Origin of the sequence: Deefgea chitinilytica (assembly GCF_016881405.1) — a bacterium.
GTDB lineage: Bacteria > Pseudomonadota > Gammaproteobacteria > Burkholderiales > Chitinibacteraceae > Deefgea > Deefgea chitinilytica.
Map to the genome: position 1 here is coordinate 852,285 of NZ_WOFE01000001.1, position 26,591 is coordinate 878,875.

A 26,591-nucleotide genomic window follows, 5' to 3' on the forward strand; every position below is an offset into this window, starting at 1 on the left:
TAAGATAGTCGACAGCGTTAAAATTGGCTAAGGTAGGGTGTTGCAAAATGGTTTGAGTTCACATAATTTAGAAATTTACGTTTGCAAACAGTATAAGGAAGAGGCAGACTTCAGATAGGTTAGTGCGAATAAATTGAACGACAACTTGACATATTTGGCGCACCTCAAGATTAGCCCCCGCTGTGTCTTAGCGTTGTTATTAAACGCAGATCCTACGAATTAATACATTCGTCAGCCTATAAAACTATATTGACACTTGAATTTTTGAAAATTTAGAATTCAAGTGGAACATACTTCACTTGAGTTATGATTAGCGCCATCACACTACGGCCGTACCTCGGTGCAGCAGTCCTCGCTGGTTCTGTAACAGCACTTCGCGCAAACAACATGCCTCGCGCCATGTTTCTGTACGATCAAATCATTAACCCCGAGGCGTTCGAGCCAGCGGTATTAGCGTTCACAGTCTTTCTTGGGCTCGTTCTTACCGCAACAACTCCACATCCAACAGTCATTCGCACATTAGTTGAGAGAATTGAGAGCTGGGCCTTCAAAAGCTTTTCGGCTATATCCGGAGCCGTAGCTGGTTGGGGTTTGGCTGCCTGCGTGATGCATGTTTTCACTTATGGCAGTGATGGGGCTGTTCCAGCAGTAGCAATTGGGTGTTATTCCATTTTGCTTACACTTGGACCCCTATGGGCGTACGAGAGAGTCGCTCCAACCGTCCGCGAGTACACTGGCCTTAGGTTTCGTGAGCGGCGAGGTTTGGCACTCTTTCAATTATCAGGTTGGTTCCTTACTCTTTACGGCCTTTGGAGCATTTGGCTCTGGATAACATCGCAATAAATAAGCATGGTTTAGAGCGAATATTCGTTTGTCGCCGTCTTCAAGAAAGATATTCCGTTGCTGCCTGGTTGCTTGATTTTCCTGCTTGCGAACACGTTGACATCTAGATCCTTCCCATAAGTAGTTGTAACCTGTTTGAGGCCTGTCGGCGTCAGAACGAGGTAGCAACCCTCGCCCCAAAGCGACTCCGCATCGATATCAACCGGACCCGCATCACGCCACCAATGGAGCTTCGCGACCACAGCGCCACTCGCGTCAAGAAAGACGTTCGGTTCGTTGCTATGCGCGCGCCAGCGAAGCCTCATTGCCCAATTCGGGCACAACGCAAATGGATATGGATATGCGGCTTCGTCGAAGCCCATGTCGACAGAGCAAATAACGCGTCTTACCAGCGTTGGAGCCAATTCATTGTCTAGGGGAACGTACTGGCCTAGCCAAACAGCCAATGGCAGCTTGGTATAGCCGTCGTCAAAGTCTTTTCCGTCAGTCTGTGCCGTGGGCGCTCTAAAGCGGTAGAAACGGTGCTCCGACAAGTGCGGCCTAGTAATTTTGAAGTACGTCACCTCGGCCACGACTTGTTCATCGTGGTGTGCAGGGAAAGGCGCAATGTCGCTGTCGACCTCGTCAACCCACTTCTTCTCTCGCTCTGCCCAACTAGCACTTCGCTCAATCAGCGGCATTCGAATCCACTTAGGACGCACTCTCGGGAGCTTCAGGGGACGAGGGGGGAGAGGGCAACCCAAACGCTCCAGCAGTGTTTGCCTGTCTCGGGCGGGCAGCTTACCGGCCAGCCGCAGCTCTCCCGCGACGTGGCGAAGGGCTAAGATAGCAATGTATGCATGGGGCTTCAGATAAGTGATCTGCATATTAAGGGAGCGAAGCAGAGCCTCAAGCTTATTGACGCCAGAGGAGCCGAATGCTGCAAGTCCACCCCAATCTTGGATGAACATTGCCGCACGCCGGCGGACAGTCATCTCGTCAATACTTGCCACATTCGCAATATACTGTGCCGTCGAGCTCAACATCTGGGTCCAGCCAAGCGGGGACTCGATACGCATTGCACCTGTTCTCTCGTCCCTAAACGCAGGGTCGCACTCTGAAGGAGGCTCGAGTTCAAGGCTATAAAAGAGCGGCAGTGGCGTCGCATCCATGGAGGCAGGCAGCCCATACTGATGCGACAAGAGCGCGGCTGACTCAGCCACCGCAATGTCGCGATGGCCGACCAACGCAACTACGGCAGCACTCAACTCGGGTGCAAGGTCCGCGCTTTCTGCTACCAGTAGCGTTTCGAGCGCCTTCAAAGGGGCATCGGATTCGCCGGTTAGAAGTCTCCGCATAAGTGACTTGAACAAAGCTTGCCCGTGTCCGGCTTGCCCTGCCAAGCACAGCGTGCAATTACGTGCATGTCGCTGAACTTCTGTGACGGGCAACCGATACGCAAAGTGAAGCAAGTCCTCCAATAGGTCGATGTCGCTGAGTGGTAGCTCACTCGGCTGGAAGGGCTGACCCAGTTGGAACTCGCGTGTGCAGGCCATCTGCTCTTCAAATAGCGACCAAATGGCCGGCCAGTCTGGCGTCGTGCTAATTACTGGCAATATCGAATCGAGCTCTGTTAGTAGCGACTGGGTGTTCTCTTGTCCTGCTATCACAGAATCGACGATGTTCTCGAAGGCGGCAAGGGACGTGGATGGCCCCTCCAAATGCTTCTTTGCTTCAAAGTAAAAGAACTTGCTGCCTCCCATCCACTGGCTCCAGGAGCTCCAGGGAGCCTTGCTTGTCTGGTAGCTTTGCATCAGATTCTTGGCGTAATTGACCTCACCCGCAGCAGCCAGCCGCCTCACTAATAGGAAGCGGCAGCGTGTGTCGTCCTGCAAGACCTGCCAGCGCTCAAACATCCTCTGTACCAGATGAAGCGGAGCTGTCTCGGCCAGATATCTGAACCGGTTTGGGGCGTTGTAGTTCAGTTCGTCGCCGTCTGCTTCAAACGCTAGTTCAAGTTCCTCGAGAGAGCTTTCCGAGTCGTATTTGCTAGGTGTCGATGAGTGCCGAGGTTCCGGCGCCTCTGATTGCCACCGAGCGACAGCGGCGTCGAGCTCGGCGGATGAGACTCCATGTTTTCCTGCAGCGCTGCAAAGGCGCCGGAGCAGTTCGACCCTCTCGTGCGCTCTGCTGGCTACCTCTATTGCCCCCATTAGCATCTGCGTGAGAGGTTTAATCTGGCCGGGGCTTGTAGCGTCAACGGCGATGTCGATGAAGTCGCCGACATGATGTGGATCCCGGTAGTACGGCTCCATGTAAAACGGCAGGCACAGTCCGCACCAGACCGTAGCGCAAACCAAGACGAGTTCAGGGCTTCGCCGGACCATACCTGTCATGAGTAGGTCGACGCGGTTCGGCCAGCCAATCAGATGCCAATCAGCCAGTGTCATTGACACTTCGAAGCCGAAGCGAGGTCCGACTTGCATCGCTTCCTGAATGAGCGACATCGTCAGGCGATGGGCGGCTGACGCCCCTTCCGTTTCAGTCATGCCACTGACCTGGCGCATCAAATTTGAGACCCGTTTGGTACGGTTCTCCGGGTCAGCAGCGTTCGCAAGGATCAGTATGTCCCGCCAGATTGCGTATTGTGGGTCTTTTTTTGGGGCCAGTGCGTAGCCAAGGCATTGTTCGGGGACTGTCGCCAACAACTGCTTCGCCCGTTCCATGTCACCGACCGCAGCCAACGCAATGGCCAAATCCGCTAACCCGTCGATCTGCTCGCTTGGCGTGCTCGCTTTAAGCTCCGCCACAAGGGCGTTTATCCGTCCGACGGCTCCCGCACGGTCACCGTCAATCCGATACGCATCGACGGCCAATCTGCGTCGCAAATAAGTTGTACCCTGCAGTGTCGATGAGCCGATAGCGGCGTCTACTTCTCGTAGTACGGCGCGATATTCATCCTCTCCACACTTGGCCCCGAGCGTCAATAGCGCTTTTACGAGGACAGGGACAGCTCTGAAGGCCTGCTGGATACGATATGACTCGCTACTGCCACCTTCTGATTTCAGACGTAGGATGTACCCGAGTGCAACGCGCGCTTCGTTCTGGATGCTGCCGGCAGGCACCGACGCTTTGTCGACGGCGACTTGACCAAGAAGCCTGCCTATCGTAGAGGCATGCTGTTGAAACGGTTGAAGGAAAGAGTGCTTCGACAGTGTGGCGCTTGGTAGCGGCTTATTGAGCAGCGTGCAAAGTCTCGCGTGATGCATCACAGCACCGACCAAATTACCTATCCCTGCCAAGTCCATCTCGTCATCGCAAATAGAGATCATCGGGGGAGCCAACTTGTCAAACAGGGCCTCGGTTAGGTCTCTACGGCCAGCTTCGAATGCTATCAGTGCCATACGGCGGCGGTAGCCGTTTGGCACATCACCGAAGCCAGGAAGGGTGGCCGCGGTATCAAATAAGATCAACGCCTGCGCAATGTCACCTTGCCGATTTGCCATAATCCCAGCTTGAATCATTGCATACGGCTTGTCTTCATCGGTAACGCCGAGATCGCAGCAGAGTTTTTGTGGATCAGCACCAACCTTCTGAAGAAGCGTCGCCTCAGCTGCTTCCATCCTCAGATGCTGGCGAAGCGCAGCGACAGTTTCCTGATCCACCTTTTCGGGCTGGCGTAGCCCCTCTGTGGCGAGGAGGTCAATCGCTGCCTGAATCTGCTCGGTGTCTCGGAAGTGGATGACGCGCTTTGCCCACTTCTTGAACTCCTCGATGTTGTAGTCGTTCCCATGGTTCTGGAACTTGGACGTATGGAGCTGCGAAAGTGGTTCAAGTCTTTCAAACAGCTCTTTCGCACGCTCGAAGTCGCCTCGCGCCAACAGGGCATCGACAACCTCGTAGCCCTGGCTAGGGAAGTCCTGCACGAAAGAGGTAGCGGCATTAATGTCGCCAACGGCCAGCATGGCAAGCAGCAGTTGATCGGCATACTCGAGGGTACTTTCTCGACGCCCAAGTTCGTCACGGCATAGCAAGAGCCGTGCGAAGGTGGTCGCGTCGAGTGTTTCACGCACTGCTAGTAGAGCTAGGTGGATGTCAGCGTTGATGTCAGTAATGGACCGCCCATCAGCCAATTGTTGCCTGAAACGAGGAGGCATCGCCAGTGATAGTACATCGGCACTGTCGCCGGCGCGGGCGCGGTAGCGCAGTTCGAGCCATCGTTGCGGTGACTCGGGCGGCGCGTTCGTCGACAGCTGGGCGAGGGAGCGATATACGCGCTGGGAGTAGCCAGTATCCACGCTCCCGAGGCGAACTCGCGGTTGGGCGATGATAAACAGCCTGAAGCTGTTGTGGAAGATGCTCCACCCTTGGGGTGAACTGCGAAGCAGGTGACGTGCGACAACAAGGGCGCGCTCAATCGCAGCTTCCTTGACTACGGAGGCCAATAGCTGCAGATCCATGGGGGCCTCGGCCCGTGCGATGAGACCCAGCACGTCCATGGTATCGTTATCGCTTGCAATCTCGCGCCAGGCTGCGGCGTACACGGTCTCAATGTCGCCGTCGAACGGCATCCCGCCACTAAGCAGGTGCTTGCGACCGACTTCGTCGGCGTGCAGCAGCGCCTGAATCAAGTAGCGGGTCGCCAACGGATGTCCATGCGTGAGATTGCTCAGGTCCAATCGCGGAATCTCGGCAGGCAGACCAAGCGCGTCTGCCATTCGAGCGACATCCTCGCGGCCAAGGGGGCCGACGAGAACCAGCCGATCGTTTTTCTCGGCCTGTTCCTTGACGGCGGGTTTTAGATTGACAAGATCCAATCGCTGAGTACCTAGGACAAACACAACCCCTTCCGGGATGGCCGCGGGAAGAGGTAGTTCGGCCAGCAGTGAGTTGGTCGGCAGCTCTTCGCGGGGCACATGGTCGAGCCCGTCAACGACAATAATTGTCTTGATACCGTCGTGGTCGAAGCGTTCACCAGCCTGGCGCATTAGGACGCCGAACTGTTCGCGTCTCTCGTGCAGCGATTCATCGCGAAGCCTCAGCCCAATCAAGCCGCTGTTTCGTAGCTGTGTTCCGATGTCTGCCAGGAAGTTGTCGGCCTCACCGCGACCCACTCCTTGAGCCGCTCCAGGCACGTACGCAAGGTAACGGACAAGCCGAATATTTGCTTCAGTGGAAAGCGCGACTTGCAAGAGGGTAGATTTGCCGGAGCCAGGTGGGCCTATGAGTGAGACGTAGCCTTTGTCGGCGGCATGTAGCGCGGCCAGCAGTTTGTGCTCGGTATCGCGGTTGCGCTGTACGTAAGCTCCGATCGGAAACCGGTGAATGAGGAGCGTCTTGGCCGGGTCTCTCCAGCCAAGCTCACGAAGCAGCTCGTCACGAGTCCATCTGTCCTTGTCACGCACATCGGCGACCAACTTGGGTAGCAGACAGGCGATCTCGGATGCCTGTCGTGCCTGCTCGGTGTTCAGCTTATGAAATTGGATGAAATCGGCCGCGGCACCGCACACCACCCGAAGGCTGTGCAAAAACTGCTCGAAGTCGCCATCGCTCAGTCCAGCTTCAAGATGTAGGTGCTTAACTAGCCGACTCCATTCGGACGTACGCCAAACTTCGAATGGGCGACTCGGATGCCGCCGGAACTCCTCTAAAAAGGCCGCGCTGTGAGCCGGTGTACCACCACCTAGTTTGTCGTTTATCGAAGGGAAGTCGTTGACGACAAGGCGAATCTCGATGCCGCTTCTCGGATTGTCATTGCGTAAGCACTGCCAAGCGTGAACCAGTGGCTTCAAGAGACCCTTTGCGCCAGTTAACAACGTCTTAATGCTGAAGGTACTCGGAAATTTGGACGTTTTGAACTGGTGGCCCACCACTAATCCATTGAAGCCGAGCACTAAGTCATCGGCGATTCCTGCGTTGCGATCAGCCACTCCGACCCAAAGCAGCTCATCACGCTCCAGCGCGGCGTAGATGGCCGCTCCAGCCCGCTCATACTGACCGATATATCCACGTAGTGCTCTACGTTCGCCTTCCGCCGGCGCAGTTGCAGGAGCTGTTTCGGTGGAAGGACTCGGTATTTGGGGTGGTTTTGGAGTCATGAAGATGGTCCGTAGTTTATGCCAACTGAGGCCAAAGGTTTTGCTTCAACATCGCCCAATGCTACTGGAATCAGTACTATACAGCTTACTGTCTCAAGGAATGTAGTTCTGCAACAAAAACTGGCTAAACCCTTAAGTAGCGTTCTTCCATGGTTGCTACAGGGGGATTGTTCGACCTAATTTAAGTGGGTTGAACTAGAAATAATTAAGGCTGCAGCCTGAAGGTTGGCCTCACTACTACACACAATTCTAAGTAACGTCATGATTCAATTTGCACTTTCAGTCCATACCATTTGCTTTTCCATGAGCCTACTTGGATGTCGAAATGTTGAACGTTATATTTCGTCGAAGTTTTGAGATACGCCCCTTCTTTTAACCACTCAAAGATTCCTAATAGTCCGTTCTTGCTTCTTATTTCTGATAAAAGATGCCAGACCTTAATGATTGGAACGTTGCTGCGTTGTAACTCGTGGTGGCCTGTAAAGTTTTCCGAGCATACTATGGCCATTAGTTCGTAGCTATCGTCAATATTCAACAAATCGAACAACCTCTTGTTCTTATTGTTGAACTGCAACTCTATCTTCTGAGCTTGAGTTACTCCTTTCTGAAGTTCGCAGGTTCGGTCAACTATTTCTCTTATTTCTGCCGGTTCAATGAACCACTTTATTTCTGCGATCAAGCACTTTTTAATATTTCGATCAATAATCGCCAAATCCACATCCGTGCCATCAATTTTTCCATGCTTAAAATCAAACTGCATGCCATTCAATTCCGAAATCATATAGCTCCTTATGTTTTCCTCTTTTTGGTTTACTAAGCTCGCATAAATATTTTTCTCATTTTGTATTTGATTTGCTAGAACACAAAAATTACGTTCCGCGTTTACATTCATAATTAAGAATGGCGAGATTAGATAGGTTCCTTGCTTAGTATCCACGAGAGGCTGAATGGCTATATCTGGATTGTTGATTCCTTGGTTGCCAAATGTAATGTAATCTAGGATGCGCTGTACGGTGCCTTTACCAATTTTCGTATTAAATGCTATTTGATCAATTAATGGTTTTTTCTTTGCCACCCATATGGAGTTCAAATATACAAATTGGGGGCTTCTGTCGTAATTAAAATGTCTAATCGCGATATGCCACCCAAATGACATCACCTGTAGCAGGGTGAATACTTTCCTAAATTGCAGCAAAGAGAATGCGGAAAAATTCCAATCACTCGGCAATAAGTGTCGTTTCTCAAAATGAGGGCCATAATTTTTGAGCAGCAAAAATAGAAGATCAGCATCAAAATCAACTTTGACCACCCCTTTGTCAAGCTTCGATTTTTTCTTAAGTAGCTCAGCCACGTTATTAGAATCCAAGCTGCTTTCAAATTTAGGATCACGTTTCTGAGTTAATCGATAGTATGCTTCGTATTCAATACTTTCTTTTTCCAAGCCATCATGTTCTAGTATTTTCTGCTCTTCATTAACATTTAAATTCAGCCATCCTTTTCTACTAAGAGGAAAAATATAACAAAAGTGTTTGTAATTAGCCGATTTGTCAAGCCAAGTAATGCTCTGGCTCACCTGATTGTCATCGTAAACTCGAGCGAAATTATTTTTTAGATTATTCTTATAACCAACCCTCAGCGGGTAGCACAATGAATTAATTATGCTATCTCCAAACACTTCAAGCTGCTCGTCACTCATTGGGGAAATTACGCTATTTTGATAGTAAAGCTGCTCCACCAAAGATAGCATTGACCAGGCAATTTGTGGAAATGGCAATTTAGTCAAAGGGCTACATTCATATACCTTATCGATTTCGCGTTCAATTTCTTCTAGTCTTTTTGGGTATTCCATGTCATGTACTTTAAATAAAAATATTTATATTTAATATCTTTTTAGTTGATTCTTATAAATTGACAGCAGATATCGCAATAACTCGACGCGCGATCTGCGCTTAACTCTTGACGTCGACCGTCAGCTGACGGCATATTATCAGCCGACCCTATTGCCAACACAAAGAAAAGATGAACGATGTAGTGTAAGCAATACGTGAGTGACCACTAAGATCAAACAAGATGTGCCTGAATTAAGATGTAATTTACCCGGTTCACTCCTCAATTAAGTAACTTGTTGGCTGGCGATGGCTGGCGATTTTTACCATTCATGTGGGGGAGTGAAGTAGTGCAGGTAACGCCCGCACTACCTTGACCGGCGGTCGCTTCGGTTAAAATGTCATCGTCCGTGATGGAGGTAAGGAATGGGGTGATTTCAGTTTAGCTCGCAGTCGGAGGACAAAACCAATCAGCAATGAAACCGTATGCCAACCACATTGCCTTGTTCATCCAGTGCAGGCAATTCGGACGCATCGTAGAAGGCACCATTCAGCCAAACATGCTGTGGTGGCCAGAATGAACCTTTCGCGACCTGCTTCAATGCAGCCTGAATATCGCTCGGAATATCGGTAATACAACGGAAAAACATAATGTCGCCAAGGAAATCATGCGCTTCTTGCTTGATGATTTCATCGGATTGCAGTTCATGATACGGAACCCCATCTTCGTCGAGTTCATGGCGTAGCATGTCCAAGACATCATCGTAAACAAAGTACGGCGCTTGTTCATCGGGTACAAAGCCAGTCAGATCATAGTCAAACGACATGCCATCTTTCATGTCAAAAGCAATCATCAGCCCAAACTGAAAAGCCGCTTCTGATTGTGCGGTGATTTTGGCGGCCTCAATCAAGTGATGCCAGTTTTGGAAATTGCCCCGGCCATAACGCTGGGCGATTAAATCAAGTGCCTGATGATGAGGAATGGACTGATCGCGTTTTAGTTTTCTGGCGGCTTGTTTGAGTTGTTCAACATTATTTGCAGGAATAATGAAGGTAATTTGATTGGAACTATTCATGATCACACCTTGAGTAAAACGATAAAAATGGTGCCCACTGCCATTAATTCCGCATCAAGGGGAAATTAGCATAAGAAGAGGTAGTGCATCGTCCCGTCCGGGTTTGCCAAGGTGGGCAGCTGGCCTCGACCGGCCAGATGAAATTTTAAAGCAAGCGGCAGATATAAGGCAAATCGTTGTTCATTAAACGGTGGTTTGTGTAACACAACCATTTCTGCACTTTATAGTTGCGGTGTTTGTCGGTAAAGTGCTGCAAAACTCATCTCATAATCAATGTTGCACAAACCATGACGCATCGCATTGGCTACGCCCGTGTTAGCACGGATGATCAAGAACTCGCATTGCAGCTTGATGCACTGTCGGTTGCCGGATGCTTAACGGTGTATCAGGAAAAAGCCAGCGGTAAAGATACCGAGCGCCCGGAGCTGATGCAGTGCCTGAAGGCTTTACGGTCTGGTGATACGCTTGTGGTTTGGCGTATGGATAGGCTGGGGCGTTCACTATCGGACTTGGTAAAAACCATTGCCGACTTGGAAGCGCGTGGTGTCGGTTTTGAAAGCCTTACCGAAAAAATAGAGACCAGTAGCGCTACTGGCAAGCTGATGTTTCATGTGTTTGCCGCTATGGCCGAGTTTGAGCGCAATTTGATCCGGGAGCGCACGCAAGCTGGGTTAATCGCTGCACGAGCCAGAGGCCGTGTTGGTGGTAGACGAAAAAAGCTCGATGAGCAGCAAAAAAAAGAAATCAAAGCGCTTTTGCGTGATCCGGATATATCCATCACCGAAGTTGCAAAACGCTATGGCGTCAGTCGAACAACAATTTACAGAAACGTCGAGATAGAAAACCTGGCGTTACCAGAAAATAAAGGATCATAGGGTATGTCTGCTTTAGCAAAACTGCTAACAACATTTCGTAATGCAGCGGTCAGTGAGCGCGAGAAAGGCACTTACTTTGAAGAGCTGATTGTCTGCTACCTGCGGAATGAAGCGACCTATGCCGATCTGTACAGTTCGGTTTGGACCTATGCCGATTGGGCTAAAGAGCAAGGTCTGGATGCGCGTGATACCGGCATCGACTTGGTGGCGCAAACTCAAGGCACGGGTGAGTACCATGCCATCCAATGCAAATTTTATGCTGAAGATCATCGGGTAACGAAATCAGATATTGATAGCTTTTTCACGGCATCAGGCAAAAAGCCATTCACCCATCGGGTGATTGTGACGACGACGAACAACTGGAGCGAGCACGCCAACGATGCGCTGCAAAACCAACAGCCGCCAGTGAGTAAAATCGATTTTCATGATCTGGAAAACAGCCAAATTGACTGGGAAAAGTATCAGCCTAAGCATGCGCCAGAGATTAAGGCCAAAAAAACGCTACGCCCGCATCAGATCAGCGCCTTGGAAGCGACGGAGAGTGGCTTGGCCAATGCCGAGCGTGGCAAGCTCATCATGGCGTGTGGTACGGGTAAAACCTTTACCAGTTTGAAAATTTCGGAAAAGCTCGCAGGTGCAGGCAAGCGAGTTTTGTTCCTTGTGCCAAGTTTATCTTTGCTGTCGCAAACACTCACCGAATGGACGCAAGAAAGCACCACGCCGCTGCATAGCTTTGCGGTGTGTTCGGATGGTGATGTAGGCAAAAAGCGCAAAAAAGATGATGACGTGGTGCAGACTTTCGCGCACGAATTGCGCTACCCGGCAACGACCAACCCCGCCCGGTTAGCTGAAGAAATGACCAAACGGCACGATGCTCACCACATGAGCGTTGTATTCAGCACCTATCACTCGATTGATGTCATCAGCAAGGCGCAAAAAGAGTTTTCCTTGGCCGATTTCGATCTGATCATCTGTGACGAGGCACACCGCACGACTGGCGCAACCTTTGGTGATGACGACGAATCCAATTTCGTGAAAGTCCATGATGCGGACTTTATCAAATCGGCCAAACGCCTCTACATGACCGCAACACCGCGGATTTATGGCGAGAATGCCAAAGCAAAGGCAGATTCGGATGATGTGGCTCTGTGCTCAATGGATGACGAAGCTTTGTACGGCAAAGAGCTATACGTCATCAATTTTTCAGAAGCCGTTCGCCGTGAATTGCTGGTCGATTATAAAGTCCTCGTTTTGGCGGTTTCACAAGATCACGTCAGTGAACGCATGCAAGAACTACTTAGGCAAGATGATAATCAGCTTAAAGTGGATGACGCGGCCAAGATCATTGGCTGCTGGAAAGGCTTGTCTAAGCAGGATACTCAAGAAGATTTAGTTGATGACAACGAGCCAATGCGCCGTGCTGTAGCGTTCTGCCAAGTCATCGAAAATACCGGCAAGAGCAAAACGCATAAAGTCAGCTCAGTCAATATTGCAGGCATGTTTTCAAAAGTGGTTGAAGCCTACAAAGAGCAAGAATTTGGCGAAGACCTACCATCGGTGACGCTGCAATGCGAAGCTGAGCACGTTGATGGCGGCATGAATGCCAGCCAGAAAGAAGAAAAACTCTCTTGGCTGAAAGAAGAAACGCCTGAAAATACCTGCCGTATTTTGAGCAATGTTCGCTGTTTGTCCGAAGGTGTTGATGTCCCGGCGCTGGATGCGGTTTTGTTCCTCACGCCACGTAATTCACAAGTAGATGTGGTGCAATCCGTTGGGCGTGTCATGCGCCGTGCCGAGGGTAAAAAACGTGGCTATGTCATTCTGCCCGTGGTGATTCCGTCTGGCATGGAAGCGCACGAAGCCCTTGATGACAATGTGACCTACAAAGTGGTGTGGCAAGTGCTGCAAGCCTTGCGTTCGCACGATGATCGCTTTGATGCCATGATCAACAAGCTTGAATTTAGTAATGGTGATAAGTCCAAAATGGAAGTCATCGCCATTTCAGACAAAATCCAGAAAAAAGCCACCAAAGGCAAGACCGGCAAAGCCAGCAACCAAGATGCAGGCAAAGGGAATTACAGCATTGGCGAAGCCGTAAAACGGCCAAGCAAAGATGACCAAGCTGAGCTGCAATTTCACATTGGTGAAATCGAGCGCGCCATTTACGCCAAAGTGGTGCAGAAGTGCGGTAATCGTCATCATTGGGCAGACTGGGCAAATGATATTGCCAAGATTGCACGGACCCATATCAGCCGCATTACGGCCATCATCGCCGATGAAGGCAACACGGTAGAGCGTGAGGCGTTTTTTGCTTTTGTAAAAGAGCTGAAAGATGATCTAAACGACAGCATAACCGATGCCGAAGTGATCGAAATGCTGGCGCAACATCTCATCACCAAGCCGGTATTTGACGCGCTATTCAGCGACTACAGTTTTGCTTCACATAACCCGATGTCATGCGCGATGCAAAACGTGCTGGACATCCTGCAAGAGCATAGGTTGGATAAAGAAGCCGATACGCTAGAGCGATTCTATGCCAGCGTAAAAATGCGTGCCGAGGGTATCGACAACGCCGAAGGTAAACAGAAAATCATCGTCGAGCTATACGATAAATTCTTCCGCAATGCCTTCCCACGCATGACCGAGCGACTAGGGATTGTCTATACGCCAGTTGAGGTGGTGGATTTCATCATCCACAGCATTGACCATATTCTCAAAACCGAGTTCGACCAAAGTTTGGGCAGCGATGGTGTGCATATCATCGATCCATTTACCGGCACGGGTACATTCATTACCCGCTTGCTGCAAAGCGGTCTGATTTCCAAAGAGCAACTGCAAGCCAAATATAAAGGCCAAATCCATGCCAATGAAATCGTACTGCTGGCCTACTACATTGCGGCCATCAATATCGAAGCGGTATACCACAGCATCGTCGGCGGCGACTATGTGCCATTTGAAGGCATCTGCCTGACCGACACCTTCCAGATGTACGAGAAGGAAGATTTGGTAGACCAATTGCTTGAGCACAACAGCGCACGGCGTAAAAAGCAGAAAGCACTGGATATTCGAGTCATTATGGGTAATCCACCATATTCGGTGGGTCAGGATAGCGGCAACGATAATAACCAGAACATCGCCTACCCGCATTTGGATGAACGCATTCGTGTCACTTATGCCGCTAGAACAACGGCTACAAATAAAAATGCTTTGTACGATAGCTATATTCGCTCGATACGTTGGGCATCCGACCGTATTGGTGATTGCGGAATTATGGGTTTTGTCACCAATGCGGGGTTTGTTGATTCAAGGTCTTCAGAGGGTCTGAGAAAAGCTTTGTCGGATGAATTTTCTGATATTTACGTTTTTCATCTTCGTGGTTTGCGTGGGCAAAAAACAGCAGGAGAGCGTGCTAAAAAAGAAGGGGGGCAAATTTTTGGCATGGGCAGTGCTGCTGCGATTGCGATTACATTGTTAGTAAAAAATCCGCAGGCTAGCGAATATGGAAATATTTATTTCCACGACATTGGAGATTATCTCAGTCGCGAACAAAAACTGGAGCGAATAAGCTCTTTGCGCAGTGTTGCTGGAATTACTGCCAACGATGCTTGGGCTCGTATTATTCCTGATGAACATGGAGATTGGCTTAATCAGCGCGATGACAGCTTTGCTGAATTTATTGTTCTTGGCGACAAAGGGAAAAAGTCATCAGCGGTAATGCTGTTTGAAAATTTCTCGCGGGGTTTGGAAACGGGAAGAGATGCATGGTGCTTTAATTCTTCGGTCACGGAGTTGGAAAATAATTTACGTAAAATGATTGGGGTGTATAACACCGATCGCAATCGTATTCACGGAGTGCAGAAGTCCGCTTCTAGCCAAATAGACGATAAAATTGAAAGCGACCCAAAGAAAATCAGTTGGACCGCATCATTAAAGCAGCATCTTGTTCGCAATTCGGATATTTGCTTTAATCGCAAAAAAATAACGGCATCGCTTTATCGGCCTTTTTTCAAACAGAATGTTTACTATTGCAATCAGCTGATTCATAGAACTGGTCAAATGACTAGGTTTTATCCGCCAGAAATTTGTGCTGATAATTTAGTGATTTGTGTGTCTGGTTGCGGTGACAAAGTTGCATTTAGTAGCTTGATCTCTAATATCCCACCTAGTCTGCATATGGTTGATATTGATGGTTCGCAATGTTTTCCTTTTTATCTTTATGAACCCAATGCCGATAACATGGAAAAAGAAAATACACATCAAGGGGATATGCTTGCAGGTATTGATGATTCAGGCATAGAAGAGAATACCCAAGGATACACAAGGAAAGATGCGATCACCGATGAAGGCTTGGCGCACTTCCATGCTGCTTATCCAAACCAAATCATAACCAAGGAAGACGTGTTTTATTACGTCTATGGCTTGCTGCATTCACCAGATTACCGCGAGCGTTATGCTGATAATCTGAGCAAAGAATTGCCTCGTATTCCTTGCGTAAAAACCTACGCCGATTTCCAAATCTTTAGCCAAGCTGGTCGCGATTTGGCCGAACTGCACCTGAACTACGAAACCATCGAAATGTACCCTGCGTCTATCGTTGGTGGCGGTTTGCTATTGAGTGACAGTGATTATCGCGTTGAGAAAATGAAGTATGGCAAGAAGGGTAAAGAAAAAGACCTCACCACACTGATCTACAACGACAAAATCACCGTCACAGGCATTCCGCTGGACGCGTATGAATACGTGGTCAACGGTAAGCCTGCTATTGATTGGGTCGTCGAGCGTCAATGCGTCAGCACCCACAAAGACAGCGGCATCATCAACGACGCCAACGACTGGGCAATCGAAACCATGCAAAACCCAAAATACCCGCTAGAACTCTTCCTGCGCGTGGTAACGGTATCGCTGGAAACGATGAAGATTGTCAAAGCTTTACCAGCGTTGCAGATTGGCTAAGATATTCGGGGTAGAAGATATGGGTTCAAGCATTGAAGAAACAGCAAGTTCAGTTGCCAAGCGCATCTTAGAATCAGACTCACTCGTGAGTTCCTACAGATCAACAGCCGCAACAGTGGGTTTAGCTGCAATGCAACAGCAAGCTCAGCAAAGGGCCGCGCTTTTTGGAGGGCTTGAATCAAGTGCAGCAGCAAAATTGAGTAAGCAGATCAATGGGCTTGCTGCAAATGTAGCCGCAATCAATTCGCCGTCACTGCGGGCAGTGGAACAAGCGAGAGCGATGTTTGCTGATCGACCAAGCGCTTTGCTAAGTAGTTTTGCTTCAAAAATACCTGACTCATATGTCAAAACAATACAGGCGATAAATCTACAAAATAGTGGAATCAATGCAGCTATAAATGCCTTGAAATCGCAAAATTCGATGGTTAAGCAAATTGAATTAGCACCAAAAACCATGTCACTTGGTATTTTGAGCGATGTGAAGCATTTACTGGGGGAACCCTTATCAAGCTTCACGAAACAAATTGAGGCCATGAACGCTGCTGCTCCTGCAAACTCAATGAGGCATGTAATGGAGGCATTGCGAGCCCCATCTATGAGAATGAGCGAGAATATCGCTTCAATTTCTCAGTCATCGCCAAGTTATATGAGTGAAGTGCTTGCTGCCCTGAACGAGCCTGCGCGTAAGTTTTCCGAGCAAATGAGCGCGCTTCAGGAACTGCATAAAAGAAGTGCTGCTGCGCAGTATGCTTTCGTAAATAATCGCATTGGATTGGAAGGCATAGATTCATTCGCTGCTGGTGAAATTGAAATTCGCCCGTCTACCGAAGAAGAAATTGCACTCAATGCATTTACCAAGAGTGGTGATTACAAAGATTGTATCAAGGTAATGAATGTTTTCATCAACCAAGGTCAAGTCAATCCAAGTTTCTGGCTCAACCCTTGGGTGGTCGGTATATTTATAGCGTTGATATCGTCCATTATTAATCCAATCGTTGAAGACGCTTGGAAGCATTTTTCCAACTCGGTAGAGCCTATGGCAACCAAAAAGGAAGCTCGTAAATTAGTCTCAGATGTTATGAGAATTGATTGCTTTAATGTACGCAAGCTGGTTACAAAAAATGGGATTGCTGTTCGAGCTAGTACATCAGCTAATGCCAAAGTGCTTAGCCATTTGAGATGTTGGGATTCAGTAATAGTGCAGGAGACGCGCAAAGATTGGTCTTTGGTTTCGTGGACAGATAGTACGGGCAAGATCAATATTCAGGGGTGGGTTTTCTCAAGATATTTAAGCAAGCCAAACCAGCTATAGTTTGACTTTGTGTAGTTTTTGCAATTGCGTTAGAAGTAAAGAAACTCGCGGGATGGCGGGATTCTTTACTTCTATCGTCTGTCCTCGGTGAGGGGGTTAGCTAAGGATAGCATCCGGCTAATTAGCTTTTGGCGGGCCGAATCATAAATCACTATTGTTGTGCAAGACCTGGGTAACAGTATTAAAGCAGTCTAGTGCACGCTCATTCAATGACTGCTTTGAACTTGCTGCTTTCATGTTGAATCAACTCGCTTTCATAATTGATACCCACTGAATAAGCCGCAATTTTGCCAAGATGCGTGTAGGGCAGGCCAGTCTCATCAGCCCAATCATTAAAAAGCTGCTGGATTTTGTTTAAATCGCGTTTGCTCGTTGGTTGATCGGGAATATCCAAGCCCGCCAACTGCAGCGCTAGCACCACGTCTTGCGTTAATACAAACGCATCTTTGCCGATGTAGCGCAGCAACCATTGCCCCGTTTGGCCGCCCAAACGGCTGCCATGGCTTTTGAGAAACGCCATCAACTCGACTTGTCGTGAAGCAGGGTATGTATTCAGAAAGCTTGCAAAGCTGCCGTTTTCATGGCTGTACGTTCGCACAAAGCTGACGTTCTCCATGACGGCTTTAATCTTCTGCCAATGCCGCACCACGCGCGTGTCATTGCAATACGCTTCCCACTGCTCGGCGGACAGCATAGCCAGCGTTTCAACATCAAAGCCGAAAAAAGCATCTTCAAACTGCGGCCATTTATTACTAATCACCGTCCAGTTAAAGCCCGCCTGATTAATGGCTTTGCACATCATCGCCAGAATGCGGTGATCGGGCAGCGCCAAAAACTGCGCCTCACTCGCCACCGAGGGCAATAAATCCTGCAAAGCCTGCGCGCTACCTTTACGCGCGATGGCGCGGGCTTGGATTTCGGCGAATTTTTGCACGTTGACCTCGGGAGTTTGATTTTGGATGGTAGAGACTTCGTTGGCTTGGTATCACTAGTTTCAGATTATTACTGATAAACAGAAAGAGTGGTGGATGTATTTTTCGCTAAGCCTTGTTTGATAATGGCTATAGTTAAATACACCAATAGGGTATATCGGATTGGCCGAAGGCGTAACCCGACACAAGTTTTCCCCATCACGAATGCAGTGTAGCGCGGGTCGCAACCCTCCCTAGACGACTGCATTAGCATGGTTACGATTTAGGTCAATTCTTGAATGCCATATTTTCGCTCCCTTTTCTCGAATGCATGGCTTCCACCTTCGAGAATATTGCAGATTTGCGCTCTAATCCCTGTGTTTGTTCTAATATCACCATCTTCGACCGCGCCTGAAGTGTATTTAATTTTATCGCCCGTATTATTTGCAACGATCACTTGTTCTGCATCGGTATTTACAACCAAATTAGCATTGTGGGTAACAATAATAACTTGACGATATTTTTTAATCTTCCTAAACAAAGGTACTAACTGTTTCATAATAAATTCATTATCTAAATCGTCCTCCGGCTGATCAAAAACAAAAGGGCTTCCAAATGGATCTGTTGCTAACTTCAAACAAACATAGAATGTGCCCCGTTGCCCTGCCGAAAGTTTATCAACTGTTTTATCTTTATATTTGAAGTTGGCATTTGCTTGTAGGTAACTTTTAACGGACAAAGGCGAGTACAAGTAATTCAACAGTTCAAACCTCCCACCTTTGTTAAAAAATTCACCTTTCCACAAAAAATCTTCAAGGGTTATTTCTTTCCCATCAATCGTTATTTGCTTATGGCCGGATAGTAGATTTATATAGCTATCAAAGTTGCTGACTGCAAAAAGCTCTTCAAGGCGCTGTCGTGTTGATTTGTCGATGGTGCTCCGAAACTTACCTTTATTTAGGCAATCCTCTAGCCCCGAGTAAAATTTCACCAAGTCAAAACTTATCTTGCCTTCAATGTGAATGTCCGTCAGTATTTCTCTAACCAATTGATTTTGCTCAGCACTCCAGGTTTCTTTTTCTTCTTTTAATTTTAAAAAGGCGCTATCAATAATTTCTTTTTGTTTTTTTATGTGCCGATGATAAGCGTGAGCGAATTCATTTCTATCATTTACATTTCTCCTGTATTTCTCGTCTTTTTGCTTTATCTCACTCAGCTTGGTTTGTGCTCGATCAATAAGTTGTTGGTGTTCTTCAATTTTGCTTAACAAAGAAGATACGTCTTGGTTGATGCCTTGTTTTATGAATTCACTAGTTATCTCGTCGTTTGTTTTTCTTAATATATCCAGCTCGCCAATGCATAGGGCTATATTTTTTTCGATTGTTTCTAGTGTTGCATTCCCATTAATTGATTCTGCTTTTTGCTTTGTCTCGCTGTTGCTATTTAAATTCAATATTTGTGCGTTTATGTCGCTGATGCTTTTGTTTATTGCAAATACAATTTGTTTTGCAAGTTCGATGTATTCTGTCTTTTTGTTTATTTTTTGTTGGTTTTCTTGATATTGCTCAATTAATGTTTTGTTTTGCGGGTTGGTGAGTGTTTCAATAAGTTTTTTATTTGCTTCAATTATTGCTTCTTGATATTCTGGTTTGTTAATTCTGTTTGAATTATGGTCGACCTCTTCCTGGAAATTTACAAAATCTCGGTATTTTCCAATGTTGCTTGATATTTCTTGTGAAGTAATAAGGTCAATGTCGCTTTCACTGATTCTAAGCATTTTCTTAATTTCATTGCTTAGGCCATTTGAGTTTTCACTGAATTTTTGTACGTCTCCTTGGGAGACATGAAGGTATGAATATTCATTTTCCCTAGAGTTGAACTCCACAATGTCACCGTTGCCCTTGTCAAGTTCGATTTGGACGTTTGCGACGGATGTTTTTTTAGCTGTGTTCGAATGGTTGAAATGTGAATTCATTGCATTAAGGAAAAGACTTTTTCCTGTGCCACGTCCACCAATAATCGCAATAAGATTTGGATTTAATTCGATCGCCTGATCGTCAAATCGTAAATCTTCCCCATCAAAAATTCTTCCACCTAGTTTTATAGTTTTGAATTTTGGTTTTATGTATGTGTTTTCTATGAAGAAATCATTCTGTTGAACGCGCAGATCTGGTTCAATAATAGCTTGTCGCAAACCTTCAAAGGTCGGCTTTGCTTTAACCCAGCTATAACTCTTCCCAATGTCTTCAATTTTGTGTGCGTCTGAACAATAAAAAACAGGTTTGGCTATTGCTTTTTCATATCGATTCGTATTTAGAAAATATTCACGATCTTGTGGTCTTGCAAGTAAAATTTGGCATTTACGCTCAATCTCATTTGCTATAGCCAAAGATCTACCTTCGCCGGTATTAGGTCTGAAACCTCCATATCCATTTGGGCAGCCAGCAATTAAATAATCCACACCAAATTTTAAGTGAGAATTTAAATGCTTTATCAAGGCTGTAAAATCAATAACAACATGCTCTAGCTTTGTACTAGCAGCAGAAAGTGAATCTTTTGAGCAGTATATTGTTTTTTCGTCAGGTGTTGTGTTTACCAGTGGGAGAGTGGAAATTACTCTGTTGATCTCTCCGGTTTTTAGTTTTTCAGAAAAAATACAATGGATATTTATCCACTCGCCATCTTTGTTTTTTTGTGAAATTCTAAATTCCAGATTGCCCAATACCGTGACCTCTCCATTTTGAGATTTGATGGCATTTTTAATGTTTTCCAACTCGTTATCTTCAAAATAAAAGTAATTTGTCACCCCTATTAGTTTTATGTTGGAGTTGATTATTTTTTGTGCGTAAAGTTCTAAATTGCCTGCAAACTGATTGTTCTGGTGCGTGTAAGGGGAGTGGATATGTAACTCCCATTTATTCCATACTGATCCCTTCATTTTATATTTCACCTTTGTAATGATAAATAATATAGTTTCAAATTAATTTGCAGACAGCAAACTCCGCCCACCCGCAGTCTTCTGCACCAAAATCTTCGTCGCAATCCGTTCCGTCATTTCCTGCACATGAGAAATCACGCCGACTTTTCTACCCATGGCTTGCAATCCATCCAGTGCATCCATTGCGACGCGCAGCGTGTCGGCGTCGAGGCTGCCGAAGCCTTCGTCGATGAATAGCGATTCAACACTCACGCGGTTGGATGATAGCGAGGCCAGACCCAAGGCCAGCGCCAGCGAGACAAGGAAGGATTCGCCGCCCGAGAGTGAATGCACCGAGCGCGCTTCGTCGCCCATGTCTTGGTCGATGACCATCATTGCCAGCGTGTCGTTAATGCGTTGCAGGCGGTAGCGGCGCGAGAGTTGTTGTAAATGGCGGTTGGTGTAGGCGAGCAGTACGTCGAGCGTGTATTGCTGCGCGTAGTTTCTGAATTTTTTGCCGTCGCTTGATCCGATTAAGTCATTGAGTTGCGCCCAGCGGCGTTGCTGGGTTTCTTGCGCGGCGATCTCGGTGAGCAAGCCTGCCGCCGTAGCGCGGCGTGCTTCGTCTTGTGCGATTTGCAATTGCAGTGCGGTGGCCACCGTCTGTGCGGCTTGTTGCGCTGCGCTGGTTTGGGCCGCCTGTTGCTCTAGCTGCGCCAAGCTTGCTGCCTCGCCGGATTGCGACGCTGCAGATGGGGCTTCTGTAATTAGGTCTGTCGCGGGGCGGTCTGCATCGCTGGCAGCAGCAGGGCGCTGTGCGGTGTGTTGTTGCTGCTGCGCGATGCGCTCTTGCAGGATAGTGTGGGCTTGGGCGAGCGCGGAATCAATCGCCAGCAAGGCCGCACGCTCTTGCACCAGCCATGCCGCATCATAGCTTAGCCATTTCCGCAACGTGGCCTCGGTGAAATCCTGAGCTGGGACTGGCGAGGTGCTGATCCACAGCTCTAGCCATTGTTCGAGCTGCTGCTGTGCGGACTGATATTGTTGCTGTAGCTGTGCTTGGGCTAGCTGCGCCTGCGTCAAGGCTTCTTGTGCGCGGGTGGCTTGTTGCGTTGCCTCGTGCGCGGCGTGTTGGGCTTGGGTGTGGGCTGATTTGGCTTCATTGATTGCCTGCGCCAAAGCCGCTTCGACGAGTTGCACGGCTTGCCCGGCAAATAAGGCATTGCGCTCTAGGCGCAGCGTATCAATGGCGGCTTGCTCGGCTTTAAGCTGCTCGCGTAGGCGCAGCAACTCCTGAGCGGCTTTTTCGTTGGCTGTAATCAGGGCCGCGTGGGCTTGCGCCAGCAGCTCGGTGTCTTGCTGGCCTTGCCGATGCGCCGCGCTTTGCGCCAGCCACTTATGTGCGGCCTGTTGCCACTCGGCCTGCATCGCGGCTGGGTTATTGCTCCAGTTTCTTCGACAATCGGCCCAGTCGGGAAAGTGTTGCAGCGCGGGGGCGAGTTGCGCCCAGTTGCGTTCAACGCGCTGACTTTCTTGTTGCTGCGTGGCTTGCGCGGCGGTGAGCTGGGCGCTGATTTGCACTAGCGCCGCTTGCTGGGTTTGCACGACGTCTTTTTGCGCTTGATGCGCTTGGCTGGCCTGCTCAAAAGCGGCTTGCGCGGCTTCTTTGGCCTGTAGCGCGAGCTGCCAAGCCTGCTCTTTGCTGGCGATGGCGGCAAGCTGCGTTTGAATGGTCACGGCTTGCGCGGCAAACCAATTCGTCTCCGATACCGTATCTTGCAAACTGGCGATTTCGGCATACAGCGGGTGCGCCGCCCATTGGCTTTGCAATGCGGCAAGACTGCTATTGATTGTTGCGAGGTCGGCTTCAAGTAGCTGCGCGGCGCGTTGCAGATTGCTTAGCTCGGCGGTCAACGTGGCCTGCAGACTGAATTGCTCTTGATACTGCCCACGACATTTAGCAACTTCGGTTTGCAGGCCAGTTAATAGCGCATGCAATTGAGGATTGTCACTGACGTAAGGGTGATCCAAAGCGCCGCAAACGGGGCAGGGCGCATCGTCGAGCAAGCTTTCGCGCAGCGTTTCAACATTGGCATTGCACGCGGCTTCAGCCAGCTTGAGTGCGCGCTCCGCCTGCGTCAGTGTGGCTGCCAAGATCGGCAATTGCGCGGTGGTCTGCGCCAATGCGTGCTCAGAATGTTGGCGACTGGCGAGATTGTCGGCTTGCTGAGTCGTGAGTTTGGCAACTTGCGTTGTGTGCTCATTCAGTCGCTGTAACAAAGACTCGGCGCTGCTTAGATGTTCGCGCCGATTGGCGCAGTGGGCTTTTTCTGCGGCTAATGTGCTGATGTCGATGCTGGCCAATTGCTGGTTGGCCGCTTGCCGGTGTTGTTCGGCGTTTTGTGCAGCTAATTCTGTTGCCGCAAGGTCTGTTGTTGCTGTTGCAATGCGCTCGCTGAGTGCGCCGCATTCTAGAGCCAGCTGTGCCTGTTGGTCACCCGCCAGCTTGGCGGCGGCATATGCATCTGAGGCTTGCTGCAATAGCACTTCATACGCGGGCCAATTTTCGGCCAGATCTTTACTGTGGGTATTGTCTTGTAGCCATTGCTGTGCAATGGCTAGCTGCGTATACGCTTGATTAAGCTCGTTCTGCTTTTGCTCACACTGCTGAGTACTGGCGGCGAGGGCGATATTGGCTTGCTCGGTGGCCGCTTGCAGCGCATTGAGCGCAGGTAAGCGCGCTTCAATGCTGGCGTCGAGCTTTTTCGCTGCGTCCAGTTGCGGCGCAGCGGCGCTTTGCGCCTGCTCGGCAGCGGCGTGTTTAGCTTGAGCAAGCAGCAGCGCGGCATTGGCCGTGGCGTTGGCGGCGTTAGCCACATCGAGCTGGGTTTGGCAGGTCGCAATTGTGGCTACCGATTGCGTTGCCGTATTGCTGCTGCGGTCTAGCTCGGTGATCAGCGGTCTGGCCGATTGCACCGCATCGAGTTGCTGTAGCTTGTCGCGCCGAGGCGCGGCCTGTTCGTGGGCTGTGCGTTGCTCATTCAGCGTGGTTTGCGCGGCTTGAATACTTTGAGCGATTTTTTCGGCATCTTTGTGCCAACGGATGGTGCTATTGAGTTGCGCCAATTGTTGATCAAGCGCCGCCAGTTGTTGCTGCGCCGCTTGGCTCTCGGTATCCAGCGCCGCGCGTGTTTCACTGTCGAGTGGTTTTTGATCGGCAAGGCGGTCGTTAATGCGCTGCAAAGCTTGCAATTCGAGTTTGGCGCGGGCAAAAGCGCGTTGCGACAGTACACTGTAAATCGTGCTGCCCGTCAGCGTTTCGAGCAGCTCGCCGCGTTCGTTATCGTCGGCTTTTAAAAAGCTGGAAAACTCATTTTGCGCCAGCAATACGGCGCGGGTGAATTGCTCAAAACTTAGCCCAATGCGCTGAATGATCTCAGCCTTCACCTCGCGATTGGTGCCGCCAATCGGCTGCAGTTCCGGCAATTGGTGCAAGGTCATTTTGCTGGCTTGCAGGCTGCCTTTCACGCTGCCGCGCGCGCGGCGCACGCTCCAGCGTGAGCGATACCTTGCGCCATCGTTGCCGACAAAATCGACTTCAGCAAAGCCATCGGCGCAACCGCGCCGCAAAAGATTGGCCGCGTCTTGGTGCGTGATCAGGTCCGTGCCATCGGGCAGCGTTTTGCCGCCACCGGCTTTCAGCAGGCGCGGTGTGCTCTCGTACAGCGCCATACACAGCGCATCGAGCAGGGTGCTTTTGCCCGCGCCAGTCGGGCCACTAATGGCAAACAGCCCGGCAGATTTGAGCGGCTCTTGCTCAAAATCGACTCCAAAATCTCCGGCTAGCGAAGCCAGATTTTTACCGCGAATAGCGAGGATTTTCATGGTGCATCCTCCGTATCCAGCATCAACTCGGCAAAGGCCGCCATTAGCTCGCTTGGTGCATCGGCGGCGAATTTTTGCTGATACAGCCGCGCAAAAATGGCATCGGGTTGCAATTGCTCTAGTTCGGCCAAGGCTTCTGTCTCTGTTGGTGCGTTTTTGTTGATGCTAAAGCTTGTTTCAATTTTGGCTAGGCGCACGGGTTTACCATCGAGCGCGGCTTCGATTTGCGCGCGCAATCCCGGCTCAGGCTCATCGAGCCGAACCCGTACTTCTAAATAGGGGTATTGCTGCGGGGCTAAGTCGTCTGCTAGTTCTAAAGCGGCAAGTTCGCTCAGCACTGCAGCCAGTGGCGCTGGCTTTGCAGGAATCCGCAGCAGCTCCACCGCGCGCGGAATCGATAGCGGGGTAATCTGGCTAGCGTTCTCTCCATCAAGGTCAATGCGCAGCACTTGGTGCGGATAGGCCACTTCGGCAAACGACATTGGAATAGGGCTGCCGCAGTAGCGAATGTGAGGTTGTTTGCCGACGGCTTGGGCTAGATGAAGATGGCCGAGCGCAGCGTAGGCGATATTCGCGTCAAACATTGCAGCTGAGAGTGGCTCAGTACCACCAATCACAATCGGCCGCTCCGAGTCCTGCGAAATTTCGCCGCCGACCATATGGCAATGGCCGAGCGCAATAATCGCTTGGCCTGCCTGCCGAAGGTTGAGCGCGTGTTGAAATGCTTGTTGGTACAGCAGGGTGATGCCCGCCATATATGGGTCGCTGCCTTCTGGAAGATCTTCGGTACGTGGCACATCGCCGGGGCGTAAAAACGGAATCGCCAAACACCACGCAGCAATTTCGCCGTGTTGATTTTTAAGTGGTACGACGAGGCGGCTTAAATCAATACTGCCATCGCTCAAGCGCGGCACAAAGCCGATCACACAGGCATCCATCGCCTCTAAAAACGGCGCAGGCGCTTCAAGGCGGCCGGGCGAATCATGATTGCCCGCGATGATGACGATATTCAGGTGCGGAACGCGCGTTTTGGCCTGTTGCAAAAAGCGGTAAAACTGCTTTTGCGATGCCGCCGATGGATTGGCATTATCGAAAATATCACCGGGAATCAGCAGCGCATTGGCTTGTTCAGCCACCAAGGTGTAGAGCAACCAATCTAAAAAACACTGATGCTCGTAATCGCGCTCGAAAGAATGCAGAGTCTGGCCGAGGTGCCAATCTGAGGTGTGTATAAGGCGCATGCCGTTGTCCGATAATCTGCGGTTTTAGTGCTAGATTTTACATGATCAGACAGCAATATATCGAAGTAATATCGGCAATCTTTATTAGCAGTAAGTAACTGTCGATCTTTTTCGATGGAAATCAATAAGGGCTACTTTTAAAGTGGAATCCATTCAAAATCAGCATCTTCCTCAGATGGCATTTCTGGCCAATACGTTATTTGGTTGTTGCATAGCTCAATTTTATATTGGCGATACCCTTTGGTTGCCGAGCTCCAAAGCTGACTTACCGTGTTAAAAGTCCAAACATTGTTTTCTTCTGGTTGACGGGTAAACATGACATTCACAACAAGATTTGAATTGCTGAACGTTGATGGTTCAATCGCCGTGATCAGATCATGCACACCTGGAATAAGAGTAGGTCTAGTCGACTGTGTTCCATTATTGTAAGTAATGGGTAGATTCACTAGAAATATAGGGATAATTGGTTTCAAGTAGATCTTTTTGAAGCAAAGATACCCCTCACTTGCAATCAATGTACCTAGCTGATCATATTCAGCTTCTTTTACTAAAAACATCTCTAAATCCTTTACTTGCTGCCGATATGTTTATTGTTGGGCTAAGGATGGTACTCGTTTAAGCAATTAGCGCGTTTCTGGAAAATGCAATCCCACTTTGGGTTTGCATGGCATTGGC

Annotated in this window: 11 protein-coding genes; 3 read left to right on the forward strand and 8 right to left on the reverse strand. The window is 49.1% G+C overall.

The genetic code is table 11. From position 1 onward, the window contains the following. Positions 1–854: 854 nt before the first annotated feature. The 3 genes from GM173_RS03915 to GM173_RS03925 all read right to left on the reverse strand — a co-directional run bounded on the left by GM173_RS03915 (position 855) and on the right by GM173_RS03925 (position 9,822). Positions 855–6,920, reverse strand: a complete 6,066-nt coding sequence (locus GM173_RS03915; protein ID WP_203570004.1) for a P-loop NTPase family protein — start codon at positions 6,918–6,920, stop codon at positions 855–857. 259 nt (positions 6,921–7,179) lie between these two features. Continuing rightward, entirely contained in the window at positions 7,180–8,769 is a 1,590-nt protein-coding gene (locus GM173_RS03920) for a hypothetical protein (protein ID WP_203570005.1), read from the reverse strand. Between the two features lie 447 nt (positions 8,770–9,216). Then, on the reverse strand, positions 9,217–9,822 hold the full coding sequence (locus GM173_RS03925) for a P-loop NTPase family protein (RefSeq protein ID WP_203570006.1): 606 nt from the start codon (positions 9,820–9,822) through the stop codon (positions 9,217–9,219). Between the two features lie 287 nt (positions 9,823–10,109). Between GM173_RS03925 and GM173_RS03930 the strand changes: the two genes are divergently transcribed. Genes GM173_RS03930 through GM173_RS03940 form a run of 3 tightly spaced genes read left to right on the forward strand, consistent with a single transcriptional unit; the run spans position 10,110 to position 16,962 of the window. Next, complete coding sequence (locus tag GM173_RS03930) at positions 10,110–10,697, forward strand: recombinase family protein (RefSeq protein ID WP_203570007.1); 588 nt, start codon at positions 10,110–10,112, stop codon at positions 10,695–10,697. 3 nt (positions 10,698–10,700) lie between these two features. Beyond that, on the forward strand, positions 10,701–15,650 hold the full coding sequence (locus tag GM173_RS03935) for a DEAD/DEAH box helicase (RefSeq protein WP_203570008.1): 4,950 nt from the start codon (positions 10,701–10,703) through the stop codon (positions 15,648–15,650). A gap of 19 nt (positions 15,651–15,669) precedes the next feature. Next, positions 15,670–16,962: an SH3 domain-containing protein gene (locus tag GM173_RS03940; protein ID WP_203570009.1), complete on the forward strand. Its 1,293-nt coding sequence runs from the start codon at positions 15,670–15,672 to the stop codon at positions 16,960–16,962. A 202-nt stretch (positions 16,963–17,164) separates the two neighbouring features. On the opposite strand, the gene GM173_RS03945 is transcribed toward GM173_RS03940, so the two are convergent. The 5 genes from GM173_RS03945 to GM173_RS03965 form a co-directional block, all read right to left on the reverse strand. Next, positions 17,165–17,896 carry a DNA-3-methyladenine glycosylase I gene (locus GM173_RS03945; protein ID WP_203570010.1) on the reverse strand — a complete coding sequence of 244 codons (732 nt, stop codon included), beginning with the start codon at positions 17,894–17,896 and terminating at the stop codon, positions 17,165–17,167. Positions 17,897–18,156: 260 nt separating this feature from the next. Further along, complete coding sequence (locus GM173_RS03950) at positions 18,157–20,811, reverse strand: TrlF family AAA-like ATPase (protein ID WP_203570011.1); 2,655 nt, start codon at positions 20,809–20,811, stop codon at positions 18,157–18,159. 42 nt (positions 20,812–20,853) lie between these two features. After that, on the reverse strand, positions 20,854–24,675 hold the full coding sequence (locus GM173_RS03955; protein ID WP_203570012.1) for an AAA family ATPase: 3,822 nt from the start codon (positions 24,673–24,675) through the stop codon (positions 20,854–20,856). After that, positions 24,672–25,916, reverse strand: coding sequence for an exonuclease SbcCD subunit D C-terminal domain-containing protein (locus GM173_RS03960; protein WP_203570013.1), 1,245 nt, complete (start codon positions 25,914–25,916; stop codon positions 24,672–24,674). The genes GM173_RS03955 and GM173_RS03960 overlap by 4 nt, the downstream gene beginning before the upstream one ends. 137 nt (positions 25,917–26,053) lie before the next feature. Then, positions 26,054–26,473, reverse strand: coding sequence for a hypothetical protein (locus tag GM173_RS03965; RefSeq protein WP_203570014.1), 420 nt, complete (start codon positions 26,471–26,473; stop codon positions 26,054–26,056). Positions 26,474–26,591: the final 118 nt, after the last annotated feature.

Coding starts and splice junctions, on each gene's coding strand:
- GM173_RS03915 (WP_203570004.1), bottom strand. CDS start 6,920: ATGACTCCAAAACCACCCCAAATACCGAGTCCTTCCACCGAAACAGCT.
- GM173_RS03920 (WP_203570005.1), bottom strand. CDS start 8,769: ATGGAATACCCAAAAAGACTAGAAGAAATTGAACGCGAAATCGATAAG.
- GM173_RS03925 (WP_203570006.1), bottom strand. CDS start 9,822: ATGAATAGTTCCAATCAAATTACCTTCATTATTCCTGCAAATAATGTT.
- GM173_RS03930 (WP_203570007.1), top strand. CDS start 10,110: ATGACGCATCGCATTGGCTACGCCCGTGTTAGCACGGATGATCAAGAA.
- GM173_RS03935 (WP_203570008.1), top strand. CDS start 10,701: ATGTCTGCTTTAGCAAAACTGCTAACAACATTTCGTAATGCAGCGGTC.
- GM173_RS03940 (WP_203570009.1), top strand. CDS start 15,670: ATGGGTTCAAGCATTGAAGAAACAGCAAGTTCAGTTGCCAAGCGCATC.
- GM173_RS03950 (WP_203570011.1), bottom strand. CDS start 20,811: ATGAAGGGATCAGTATGGAATAAATGGGAGTTACATATCCACTCCCCT.
- GM173_RS03955 (WP_203570012.1), bottom strand. CDS start 24,675: ATGAAAATCCTCGCTATTCGCGGTAAAAATCTGGCTTCGCTAGCCGGA.
- GM173_RS03960 (WP_203570013.1), bottom strand. CDS start 25,916: ATGCGCCTTATACACACCTCAGATTGGCACCTCGGCCAGACTCTGCAT.
- GM173_RS03965 (WP_203570014.1), bottom strand. CDS start 26,473: ATGTTTTTAGTAAAAGAAGCTGAATATGATCAGCTAGGTACATTGATT.